The organism is Microcoleus sp. S13_B4 (genome assembly GCF_036700885.1).
Taxonomy (GTDB): domain Bacteria; phylum Cyanobacteriota; class Cyanobacteriia; order Cyanobacteriales; family Microcoleaceae; genus Microcoleus.
Genome location: NZ_JAUBPU010000097.1, coordinates 1 through 13,624, shown reverse-complemented (window position 1 = coordinate 13,624; position 13,624 = coordinate 1). Strand labels below are relative to the sequence as shown.

Here is a 13,624-nt window from a genome sequence, read left to right as displayed (position 1 = left end):
TCCGTTCTTCATGGGGGCGAGATTTATTTGCAGCAGTTCGTTCAGTTGTCAATACTGGGAAGCGTCAAGGTTTAACTGCTTATCAATCTATTCAACAAGCTCTCTCTATTGATGGCTCCATTTTTTCCCCTAGTTGAGCAATTACGCCATGTTTATTATTGCAGGTTATGAATACTTAGAAAAAATTCACGATAGTTTAATAACTCTGGTTTATAGAGCGCGGAGAATTCGAGATCGTCAACCTGTTATTATTAAAATTCTTAAAAAAGAATATCCTTCTAGGAAAGATATTTATGTATTTGAACATCAGTATGAATTAATTAAAAATTTAAAATCAGAAGGTATTATCAAAGCTTATGCAATAGAAAAATCTAACAATTATATAGCTATAGTTTTAGAAGATTTTGGTGGCAATTCACTGAAAAAAAATATTCAGTCTGGTGATTGTATAGATTTATTTGTATTCTTGCAAATATCAATTGGATTAACTAAAGCTTTAGAAGAAGTACATAAACTAAATATTATACACAAAGATATCAAGCCAGATAACATCATTATTAATTCTCAAACATTAAAAGTAAAGATCGTAGATTTTTCAATTGCATCACTTCTTACACAAGAAAAATATCTGGTCAGCAATCCCTATCTATTAGAAGGAACTTTGGCCTATATGTCCCCAGAGCAAACTGGTAGGATGAATCGGGCGATTGATTATCGTACTGACTTTTATTCCTTGGGCGTCACATTTTATGAAATGCTGACTAGACAGTTACCCTTTCCAACTACAGATGCGATGGAACTCGTTCACAGTCATATTGCCAAAATACCAGCTTTACCCCATGAACTAGATCCAACTATCCCGAAAATAATATCTGATATCGTGATGAAATTACTAGCTAAAACTGCTGAGGATAGATATCAAAGCGCTTATGGAATTAAAGCAGATTTGGAAGCGTGTTTAACTCAACTACAAACTAACGGAAGAATTAAAAATTTCATTCTCGGCCAGCATGATGTTTTTGCTAAATTTCAAATCCCCCAAAAGCTTTACGGTCGCGAGCGAGAAATTGCTACCCTAAACGCTGCTTTTGAAAGAACCAGTCAAGGTAAGAGTGAGATGATACTTGTTTCCGGTTACTCAGGAATCGGCAAGACAGCCTTGATTAATGAAATCGATCGACAAATTGTGTCGCGAAAGGGTTATTTTACTTCGGGGAAATGCGAGCAATTTAAACGCGGTATTCCTTATGCTGCAATGATTCAAGCTTTTCAGAACTTGATGCGACAGCTATTAACTGAAAGCAAAGAAAAAGTCGAAATTTGGCAAAATAAATTATTAAAAGCTTTGGGTACAAATGGCAGAGTTATTATTGATGTCATTCCTGAAGTGGAATTAATTATTGGGCTGCAACCACCTGTTCCTCAATTAGAACCTGGAGAATCACAAAATCGATTTTATTTAGTCTTCCAAAAGTTTTTGGGTGTTTTTACCAGTCAAAAACATCCTCTCGTTCTTTTCATAGATGATTTACAGTGGGTTGATTCTGCTTCATTAAAATTACTCCAGCTACTAATGATGTCATTAGATAGTCAATACTTTTTGTTAATTGGAGCCTATCGAAATAACGAAGTTAACGAGACTCATCCATTGATGTTACTTTTGGATGAAATTAAAAAAGCTGGAGTTAATGTAAATCAGATCGATATACAACCTTTAGATACTGTTCACGTTAATCAATTAATTGCAGACACGCTTCACTGCGAATTAGAAACAGCCTTTCCTCTAGCGAAAATAGTCTTTAACAAAACGGCTGGAAATCCATTTTTTGTAACTCAAATACTTAAAACATTCTACCAAGAAAACCTACTTTTATTCGATCTAAACGCTGGTAGTTGGCAGTGGGATGTTCAAAAAATTAAAGAAGTTAAAATTACGGATAATGTTGTTGAATTAATGGTTAACAAAATTCAAAAACTGCCTAATTATACGCAAAGTGTTTTAAAAGTGGCAGCCTGTATTGGAAATACATTTACATTAAACGATTTAGCAATTGTTAATGAAAAATCTTTATCATCTACAGCAAACGAGCTTTGGCAAGCACTTAAAGAAGATTTTATTTTACCTTTAAGCGGTGCTTATAAAATTCCTCTGAGTGATGATTTAAATACGTCATTACCATTAGTTGAAGAAATCGAAAACCCAAGTAGCTTACCTCTAAATATTGAGTATAAATTTTTGCACGATCGCGTTCAACAAGCCGCTTATTCTTTGATTCCAGCAGCTCAAAAAAAAGAAATTCATTTAAAAGTCGGTCAACTATTGCTAAAGAATACTAAAACAACAGAAATAGAAGATAAAGTTTTTGATATTGTTAATCACTTAAATATCGCTACAGAGTTAATTATAAGTGAAAAAATCAAACAAGAGCTAGCTGAGTTAAATCTGTTATCTGCGCGGAAAGCAAAGGCAGCAGCAGCTTATGAACTCGCGCAGACATACTTAAATTTCGGACTAGAATTACTTGCTGAAGATAGCTGGCATATTAATTATGAATTAACTTTTTCTCTGCATATAGAAGCAGTAGAAGTAGAATATTTAAATGGTAATTTTGAAAAATCAACTTTCCTTGGTGAGATTATTTTAAAACAAGCTACTTCGCTTTTAGAAAAAGTCAAAACATACGAAATAAAAATTCAATTTTATATTTCTCTCAATCAGATGCAAGCAGCACTTGACACGTCGTTGTTAGTGCTGGAAATGCTAGGAGAACCTTTAGTTGAAAAATTGCCTGAAGAATTAGATATTGGTAATTTAAGCAATTTACCAGAAATGACTGACCCTGATAAACTTGCAGCCATGCGAATATTAGTTAAAGCGACAACTCCAGCCTATGTAATGAATCCAGCACTTTTAGCACCGATCGTGTTTACGATGGTCAATATTTGTATTAGATATGGAAATTCAGCACTATCTGCTTTCGCTTATACTTTTCATGGCTTGCTCCTTTGTACTTCAATAGATAATATTGAAAGTGGGTATCAGTTCGGTCAACTAGGAATAAATTTAGTGGAAAAATTGAATGCAAAAGAAGTTAAAGCGAAAGCATATTCAATATTTTATAATCATATTAAAATTTGGGTAAGCCATGTGAGGGAAACCCTAGAACCTTTACAAGAGGTTGTTCAATATGGTTTAGAAAGTGGCGATTTAGAGTATGCTAGTTACGCGGCTATTTACACTTCAGTTTATTCTTTTTTTGTAGGCGAGCATCTAAATGAAGTCTGTGCTAAGCAAACTCTTTACACAAACTTATTAGTTAATTTAAAACAAAATTACTTTAGCGTTTTTATTACAATTTGGCGACAATTAGTTTTGAAACTTTTAAATAAGACCGACAATGAATGTAGAGCGCTCGGTAATTTATTCGATGAAGAAGTAATGCTACCTGGTTTGATTGAATCAAATAATGGTGCATTACTTTTTTATACGTATCTTGCCAAATCAATATTTTTATATTTATTTGAAAATTACGCAGAAGCAGTTAGTTATGCAAAGCTAGCCGAGGAATATTCTAGTTATTCTGCCGGTGTAGTACATACAGGCGAACAAAATTTTTACTATTCTATGATTTTACTGGCACAATATTATATTATTGGAGAAAATAAGCCAGAGATAGACCTACAACAAGTGGAATTAAACCAAATAAAATTAAAAAAATGGTCATTATATGCTCCCATGAATTACGAACATAAATATTATTTAATAGAAGCAGAAAAAGCTAAGTTTTTAGGGCATATATTACCAGGAATGGAATATTACGATCTGGCAATTCAAGGAGCAAAAAAACAAGGTTATATTCACGAAGAAGCAATAGCGAATGAAAGAGCATCAGAATTTTACCGCAGTCTTGGAAGAGAAAAAATAGCTCAAACATATTTAGTAGACTCATACTATTGTTATGTTCGTTGGGGAGCAATAGCAAAAGTTAAAGATTTGGAATTACGATACCCGCAATTACTATATTTAACCTCTAATGAAACTTCTTGTCGAGAACTAACTGTTACGACAAGTTCTTCAACCGTAGGAACTAAAGCCGATGTTTTAGACTTAGCAACTATTATCAAAGCATCGCAAGCTCTTGCTGGCGAAATTGTACTTGATAAGTTTTTGGATAAATTACTAAAAGTTTTAATGGAAAATGCTGGCGCTCAAACTAGCTGCCTTGTTTTAGAAACCGATGGTATTTTAACGATCAAAGCAACTGGTGCTGTAGAGCAAGAAAAAATAACTTTGTGGCCATCGACATCTATAGATAATAGCCAAAATATACCAGTTTCTTTAATAAATTACGTAGCTAGGACAAAAGAAAATATTATTTTAAATAATGCCGCAAAAGAGGGAATATTTGTCAAAGATTCGTATATCATTAAAGCTAAACTTAAATCCATTTTATGTGCTCCAGTTATTAATCAAAATAAACTAATTGGCATCATTTATTTGGAGAATAATTTAACTGTTGGGGCATTTACATCTGCTCGTTTAGAAATCGTTAAAATACTTTCTACACAAATAGTTATTTCTTTAGAAAATGCTTTGCTTTATAAAAATTTAGAAAAATACAGCCGCACGTTAGAAGAAAAGGTGGAAGAACGCACATTTGAACTAAGCGAAAAAAATGATAAATTAAAAGGTCAAGCAATTAAATTACAAAAAGCTTTGGATGAGCTAAGGCAAACTCAAGCACAACTTATCCAAACTGAAAAAATGTCTAGTTTGGGACAATTAGTTGCTGGCGTTGCTCACGAAATTAACAATCCGGTGAACTTTATTTATGGTAATTTAAACCACGCTAAGGAATATAGCGAGCAATTATTACATTTAATTGCTCTCTATCAACAAAGCAATCCTAGTTATAAGCCAGAAATTCAAGATTATATCGAAGAAATCGATTTTGAATACTTACTGGAAGATTTACCTAAAATATTTTCTTCAATGCAACTGGGAGCAACCCGTATTCGCGAAATCGTTTTGTCACTCAGAAATTTTTCCCGTTTAGATGAAGCAGATATGAAATCAGTAGATATACATGAGGGTATTGAAAGTACGATGCTAATTTTGCAAAACCATTTGAATAAAAAGGCTGCTCATTCAGCAATTCAGGTAATTAAAAAGTATGGGAAACTGCCATTAGTAGAGTGTTACCCCGGTCAATTAAATCAAGTATTTATGAATATTCTTACTAATGCTATTGATGCGTTAGAACATCGCCATCGGCCACAAACACAGATGAAGGAAAATTCTAGCACGATTCTTATCGTAACTGAAGTAATAGATTGCGATTGGATAAGAATACGGATTGCTGACAATGGAACTGGCGTAACAGAAGAAGTGCGTAGTAAACTATTTGACCCATTCTTCACAACCAAACCCGTTGGTTCTGGAACGGGTTTGGGGTTGTCTATTAGTTATCAAATTGTGGTTGAAAAACATGGCGGACAACTGAACTGCGTTTCCACACCAGGTCAAGGTGCGGAGTTCATAATTGAGATTCCTGTAAAGCAACAAAATCGCCAAAAGTCAAGCTCCCTAGTGTAGATTTTATTTGGTTGATTCTGAAGGTAGTAAATAATTTTGGATCGCTCCTAAATTTGTGATTTTTTTTCAATTTGGAGTAACCTATATTTAGTAGCACCGATCCCAAAAATAGCGGACAGAAGAGTAAGCTTTAAACTTAGCTCGAACCTGTCAAGCTTTTCGCTAAACACAAAGGTTTTTAGTTGAGCATTGCTTCAGAGTGAAAGTTATAGATAATCGCTTACAATCAGTTACTTAGTATAATTACTTAGAGGAAACATCAAATGTTCGATCGTTTGAAAGGTGGAGTTATTCATCAGATATTTGAATATCAAGTGGAGTGTACACCGGATGCGGTGGCGGTGTTTTTTGAAGGACAACAATTAACTTACCGAGAGCTGAATGTAAAAGCGAATCAGTTGGCGCATTACCTGCGATTGATCGGAGTAAGGCCAGAAGTGTTAGTAGGCATCTGCGTCGAACGTTCCTTTGACATGATTGTGGGAATCCTGGGAATTCTCAAAGCCGGTGGTGCTTATGTTCCTCTCGACCCAACGTATCCACACGAGCGCTTGGCATTCATGTTAGAAGACTCCTCAGTGCCAGTGCTGCTCACCCAAGAAAAGCTGATCGAGAAACTTCCCCCACACTCCGCACGTGTCATCTGCTTAGACTTTGATCAGGTAGAAATTTCCCAACAGAGTAAAGAAAATGCTACTAGCGAAGTGACACCTGACAATCTGGCCTATGTGATATACACATCGGGTTCGACAGGTAAGCCCAAGGGTGTAAGCATCATACATCGAGGGGTGGTGCGGTTAGTCAAAGAAACCAACTATGCCAACCTGAGTGCAGAAGAAGTATTCCTTCAACTTGCCCCCATCTCGTTCGATGCCTCAACTTTTGAGATTTGGGGCAGCCTCCTCAACGGTGCGCGACTGGTGGTTATGCCCCCCCATACTCCATCTTTGCAGGAGTTGGGAGAAGCTCTTAGGCAATACCAGGTCACGACACTGTGGCTTACAGCAGGCTTGTTTCACCTGATGGTGGATGAGCGACTTGAGGACTTAAAAAATGTGCGTCAACTCCTAGCGGGGGGTGATGTCTTATCTGTCCCTCATGTGAAGAAGCTTCTTCAACAATTAAAAGAATGTATTCTCATTAATGGCTATGGCCCGACTGAGAATACAACCTTTACCTGCTGCTATCCAATAACCGATCCCAGTCAGATAGGGAATTCTGTTCCTATCGGTCGCCCTATAGCCAGTACGGAGGTTTATTTGCTCGACACCCAAATGCAATCGGTGCCAATTGGTGTTCCAGGGGAACTGTACATTGGTGGAGATGGTCTAGCGCGGGGGTATCTCAACCAGCCCGATTTGACTCAAGAGAAATTTATTCCCAACCCTTTTAGCAACGAACCGGGTTCACGCCTCTACAAAACTGGCGACTTAGTTCGTTATCTTCCAGATGGCAACATCGAATTTATCAGTCGCATCGACAATCAAGTAAAAATTCGCGGCTTCCGCATCGAACTGGGAGAAATTGAAGCATCACTGCAACAACATCCTGATGTGCGACAAGCCGTTGCGATCGTCCGGGAAGACGTACCGGGTGACAAGCGTTTAGTCGCCTACATCGTCTCTAATCTCATCCCGGAACGGATACCTTATCAAAGTCCTTGCTTGGTTGAATTTGATGGTAATCGTACTATAGAAGTAACCACCGAAGACATTTCAAGAGGTGGTATTAGCTTAGTAGGAATGACAGAAATTTTAGAGCGAGGTAGTCGCATCCGCTTGCACCTACAGCTACCAGAAAATGCTCAATTTTTGTGGGTAGAAGGTCAAGTAGTATGGCAAGAAGAACAGCAAACTGGAATTCAGTTCGAGCTAACGCCAACACAGCAACTTATCATCCAAAAAAGCTTAGATTATCTCCTAGAACAACAGAAACTTTTGAAAGTTTTGCAACGCACCGTTACCCGTACCCTCCGTAACTTCTTAAAACAGAAGTTGCCCGAATATATGGTGCCTTCTAACTTTGTTGTCCTGAAAGAATTGCCGCTAACTCCCAACGGCAAACTGGATCGTCAAGCGCTACCGTCACCTAGACAAATCACAAATGAACTGTCAAATAGCAATATTGAAACTGTAACCGATATTGTCTATAACTCAGATGTTTTGGAACTGGAACGCGAGCTTGAGTTAATGCCTTTTGTTCCTCCTCGTACTCCGGTTGAAGAAGTGCTAGCAAGAATTTGGTCGGAAATTTTAGGTTTTGAGCGAGTTGGGATTCATGACAACTTTTGGGAATGCGGAGGAGATTCGTTACTAGCTGCTCGATTTATCTCTCGCATCCGAAATACGCTTGAAATAGAATTGTCTCTGCGTTCTTTGTTTGAAGCACCCACAATAGCCGAATTAGCCCAGCAAATAGAAACAGAACTTCAAACAAACTCAAGGTTACAAGTTTCTCCAATCCAAGTGATTTCTCGCAACCAGAATTTGCCTCTCTCTTTTGGCGAGCAACAGATGTGGTTTTTGGCACAAGTGGAACCGGGTAATCCTTTTTATAACGAACACTTTACAATTTACTTACCGAGTTCGATCGATCGAGTAGCGTTAGAACAAAGTTTCAACCAAATTATCGATCGCCAGGAAATTCTGCGAACCAACTTTTCTGTCTTCGATGGGCAACCAATTCGGATCGTTCAGCCAAGTTGCTATTTACCTCTGCCATTAATTAATCTTCAAGAAATAGCGTCAGAAAGCGAGCGCGAAACAGAAGCTTTGCGGTTGGTAACAGAAAAGGCACGGCAACCTTTTAATCTTACCTCTGATTTGTTGTTACGACCTACCTTAATTCAAATCAGCGAGACCGATTACAGACTATATATAACCGTACATCACATTATTTTAGATGCGGTTTCTATATACAGCGTGCTATTTCCCGAACTGGTAGCACTCTACGAAGCTATTTGCGATCGCAAACCCTCCTCCCTGCCAGAATTAACCGTTCAGTATGCCGACTTTGCCTACTGGCAGCGGCAACAACTACAAGTAGAATTACTGAAGCCACAGCTAGCTTACTGGAAACAGCAATTAGCAGATTTGCCCCCCCTACATTTGCCCACCGATAATCCACGACCGCCAGTTCAAAGGTTTCGAGGTGCAATGCAAACTCTGGCACTCTCCAAGAGTTTAACTGAGGCTTTGAAAGCTTTTTCTCTTCAGGAAAATGTCACTTTATTTATGACATTAATGGCGGCATTCAAAATTTTGCTCTACCGCTATTCGGGACAAGAAGATATTCCCGTCGCCACTGTTATTGGTGGGCGAAACCGACCGGAAATTGAAGGATTAATTGGGTACTTCCTCAATACGGTGATTCTGCGTACTGACCTTTCTGGTTTACCCAGTTTTCGACAGTTACTTTCCAGGGAAAAAGAAGTAGTATTAGCAGCTTCTGCTCACCAAGAATTGCCATTCGAGAAGTTGGTAAAAGAACTTCAACCAGAAAGAAAACTGGGTCAGAATCCATTATTTCAGGTAATGTTTATTTTAGAACCGCCGATCGTAACTTTGGATTCTGATGATTGGCAAGTTCGCCAGATGGATGTTCATGCTGGTACGTCGAAGTGCGATTTGTACTTAGAATTGGATGAAAGACCGGAAGGAATAATTGGTCGTTTTGAGTACGATACCGATTTATTTGATGCTACTACTATTTCCCATATGGTTGGGCATTTTATCACTTTACTGGAAAGCATGGTTGCCAATCCAGAGCAGTCTGTATCGAAGTTGCCTTTGTTAACAATTACCGAACAAAAGCAGTTAATAAATTGGAATGCTACTGGGACAAATTATTCTCAAAATAAGTGCATCCATCAGTTATTTGAAGATCGAGGGGAGCAAAATCCCGATGCAATAGCAGTAATATTTGAAGGGCAACAACTGACTTATCGGGAGTTGAATCAAAGGGCGAATCAATTAGCGCATCATTTACGATCGCTAGGAGTTGTACCAGATACGGTAGTAGGTATCTGCGTAGAACGATCGCTGGAAATGGCGATCGGACTTTTGGGTATCTTAAAAGCAGGTGCGGCTTACTTACCTCTCGACCCGGCTTATCCGCAAGAACGGATAGCTTATATGCTGGAAAATGCCGGAGTTCCAGTAGTGCTAACTCAGGCAAGTTTATTGCCGCCACTGTTAGAGTATGGGATACCAGCGATTTGTTTAGATCGGGGCTGGAAATCGATCGCCCAACGCCCGCAAGATAACCCCTCCACAGCCGTATTGCCCGACCATTTAGCTTACGTTATCTATACATCAGGTTCGACAGGCCAACCAAAAGGGGTAGCAATGAGTCACCGTCCCCTGGTGAATCTGATCGATTGGCAATTACAAAATTTTGCTTTTCCTGCTACTAAAACTCTCCAATTTGCCCCCATCAGTTTCGATGTTTCTTTTCAGGAGTGTTTTTCCACTTGGTGTTCTGGCGGCACTTTGGTGTTAATTTCAGACATTATTCGCAAAGATGCAGTAGCTTTATTGAAGCTTCTACAAGATGAAGCGATCGAACGTTTGTTCCTTCCCTTTATTGCGCTTCAGCATCTAGCTGAGGTTGCTGAGGAGCGAGGAACCATACCTGATAGTTTGCGAGAAATTATTACTGCTGGCGAACAGTTGCAAATTAGTAGAGCGCTCGTCAATTGGTTTAGTCAGCTAAAAGATTGCACTTTACACAATCAATATGGCCCTTCCGAAAGTCATGTCGTAACGGCCTTTACTCTCACGGGTTCACCTGAAAATTGGCCAAAATTACCCTCGATCGGTCGTCCTATTGGCAACGCCCAAATCCACATCCTCGATTCACAATTACAACCAGTACCAATTGGTATTCCGGGAGAACTTTACATCGGCGGTGTTAGTTTAGCCAATGGTTATATCAACCGACCAGATTTAACATCCCAACGGTTTATTGAAAACCCCTTCTTAAATAGTGATGAGTTCTTAGTTTTGAGTTCTGAATTAGAAGAAAACTCAAAACTAAGAACTCAAAACTCAAAACTGTACAAAACTGGCGATCTAGCCCGCTATTTACCAGATGGTAACATCGAGTATATGGGTCGAATTGACGACCAAGTAAAAATTCGCGGCTTTCGGATTGAGTTAGGAGAGCTCGAAACTGCTTTGGCACAATACCCAAACGTAGCAGAAGCTGTTGTTATTGTTAGGGAAGATATACCAGGCGACAAGCGTTTAGTGGCTTATGTAGTTGCTTCCAAAGAGTTCGCATCTTCTCCGAACGAACTGCGGCACTTTTTGCAAGAAAAATTGCCTGAATACATGATTCCTAATGCTTTTGTATTTTTAGAAGCACTGCCTTTAACTCCTTCTGGAAAAGTAAATCGGCGAAGCTTACCAGTGCCAGAAGGAAATCGAGAAGAACTAGAAACAGCATTCATTGCGCCTCGTACTCCTGTGGAAGAAAAGTTAGCTGAAATCTGGAAAAAGATTCTCGGTATCGATAGAGTTGGCATTTACGATCGCTTTTTCGATCTAGGCGGGCATTCTTTAAAAGTTACTCAGCTAATGTTTAAAGTGAAAGATGCTTTTCAGGTAGAAGTATCACTGCGACAATTTTTTGAAGTACCGACTATTGCTGGAATTGCGGATGCGATCGCTGTCGCTAGTCAGACAGATTCCACTTCTACATCACCGCAAGAAGAAACGATCGATCTAAATGCGGAAGCAATCTTAGATCCTACCATCTATCCTGAAAATATAAATTTTGAATGGGATAAAGAACCATCCCATATCTTATTAACAGGAGCCACTGGATTTCTCGGTACTCACTTACTTAATGAGTTACTAAATAAAACTCCGGCAAATATTTATTGCCTGGTAAGAGCATCCAATCTCGAACAAGGCATAGAGAAGATCCAAAACAGTCTAGAACGCTATGTACTTTCTAATCCAACTATTAGCAACCGCATCATCCCAGTTTTAGGAGATTTATCTCAACCCTTCTTAGGACTTACATCAAATGAATTTTCTGCCCTGGCAAGCAAAATTGATGTAATTTACCACAATGGTGCATCAATCAATCTGGTTTATCCATACTCTGCACTAAAAGCAGTAAATGTTTTGGGTACTCAAGAAGTATTGAGATTAGCTTGCTTGGTGAAGATAAAACCAGTGCATTTTGTTTCAACTGTCGCCGTTTTATGTACGCCTTCTTACTATCAGGTAAAAGCTGTTTACGAACACGACAAACTTGGGAATGGCAATGAACTTACACAGGGATACGATCGAACTAAATGGGTTGCTGAAAATTTAGTTAGGAATGCCCATTCTAGAGGGCTACCTGTTTATATTTATCGACCGGGATTCATCACGGGAGACAGCAAAACAGGTATTTGCAATACTGCCGATTTAATCAGCATAATGGTTAAAGGCTGCATTCAAATGGGAAAAACACCTGATTTAGACATCCTGTTAGACATGACTCCGGTGGATTATGTCAGCCAAGCGATTGTTCATTTATCCAAACAAAAAGAATTAGTGGGAAAAGCTTTTCATTTAGTTAATCCTCATCCTCTTTCTTGGAATCAGCTTTGCGATTGCCTTGGCTCTTTTGGCTACTCCCTTGAACGCATTCCTTACGAACAGTGGCACTGCGAGTTATTAAAACTTGTTGATAATTCACCAGAAAATGCTTTGCATCCACTGGTCAGCCTTTTCTCTGATGAAACCGTATCTGCACAGACGATTACACTTCCTTGCTTTGATTCTCAAAACGTGATCGATGGTTTAGTTGGTAGCTGCATTAGCTGTCCACCTATAGATGAAAGATTGTTAAATACTTACTTATCGTACTTACTGAAGTTTAGACTAACCGCGCCTTATACCAATTCTCTAAATGCCGACTACAGATAACGCCTCCAATATACACCGGTTTCCGCTGTTATGAGGTCCAATAAAATATCATTGTTGTAGTCAAACCGTCGGAAAGCGTATTCTCTCGATCTCCGGCAAAAAATAGTGCAGGCTCATTTAGCAGAAAAGATGCTAATTAGGAAAGTAGCTACTAGATTTGGAGTCAGTAAAAGTCTAGTCCAAAAACTGGTGAATCTTCAAAAGACCGAGGGTATTTTACAGTCGAAACCGAGAGGAAAACCGCAATTTAGTCATCTGACAAATGCCGAACCATTCGTCAAAGCGCTAGTGGCAGAGCATCCAGATGCCAATGCAGGTAGAGCTGTGTGAATTATTTGCTCATCAGACTGGAAATTGGGTGATCTCCACGGCAATGTGTCGGCCCAAGCAGAAGTTAGGATTAAATCGTAAAAAAAACATGGTATAGTAGCCAAGACGCAACAGAAAGAGCTGGGGGGGTGACAAAGAGGCCTAGGAGATAGACCGAATTAGGGTTGCAGCCCGCATACCTTGTTGATAAAAGCGACGTTTATTTCTAGTTAACTTCATTAACTGTTCCACTTCCAAAGCTGGGGGGGTGACAAAGAGGTCTACGAGATAGACTGTATAAGGGTTGCAGCCCGCATACCTTGTTGGTAAAAGCGACGTTTAGAAGGAGTTAACTTCATTAACTGTTCTACCTCGTCAGAATATTGTTCGAGATAATTCACCCACTTTTCTCCATCTAAACCTACACCAAATGTACTCCGTCTTCGATATCTTTTTTTAGGTTCTTTGCGGCGAGATACATATTTTTGCACCTGCTTTTTCCTCATTTCATTGCCTTGAAATATTCCCGAACTGTAGGCGAGCGTCATGAGCAAAATCATCTTAATAAGTCGGTCTCCTTTTAAGCTAGTTCCTTCAAGATCGTAGCCTCCCGTTTTACAGTCTCGGAACATTTCTTCAATACCCATCCGTTGCTTGTAAGCATCTATAGCTGCCGGCAATGACCCTAAATCTGTGATACCAATTTACTATGAAGTTGCACTTAATATAGCTTCAAGGATATAGTCCCAACCACAGAGAGATAAAACTTCTTCATTCGTGAGAGATTTGATAA

At 39.0% G+C, this 13,624-nt stretch carries 2 protein-coding genes and 1 pseudogene; 2 read left to right on the top strand and 1 reads right to left on the bottom strand.

Features of this window, described 5'->3' with window-relative positions; all coding sequences use genetic code 11:
• The first annotated feature begins 148 nt into the window (after nucleotides 1-148).
• Together QT994_RS26480 and QT994_RS26475 are read left to right on the top strand one after the other, a co-directional pair.
• Nucleotides 149-5,596, top strand: a complete 5,448-nt coding sequence (locus QT994_RS26480; protein WP_333179910.1) for an AAA family ATPase — start codon at nucleotides 149-151, stop codon at nucleotides 5,594-5,596.
• Nucleotides 5,597-5,859: 263 nt separating this feature from the next.
• Nucleotides 5,860-12,522, top strand: a pseudogene (locus QT994_RS26475) (amino acid adenylation domain-containing protein); the annotation flags it as partial.
• 590 nt (nucleotides 12,523-13,112) lie between these two features.
• On the opposite strand, the gene QT994_RS26470 reads toward QT994_RS26475, so the two are convergent.
• Entirely contained in the window at nucleotides 13,113-13,478 is a 366-nt protein-coding gene (locus tag QT994_RS26470; RefSeq protein ID WP_333179907.1) for a hypothetical protein, read from the bottom strand.
• Nucleotides 13,479-13,624 lie beyond the last annotated feature (146 nt).

Coding starts and splice junctions, on each gene's coding strand:
- QT994_RS26480 (WP_333179910.1), top strand. CDS start 149: ATGTTTATTATTGCAGGTTATGAATACTTAGAAAAAATTCACGATAGT.
- QT994_RS26470 (WP_333179907.1), bottom strand. CDS start 13,478: ATGGGTATTGAAGAAATGTTCCGAGACTGTAAAACGGGAGGCTACGAT.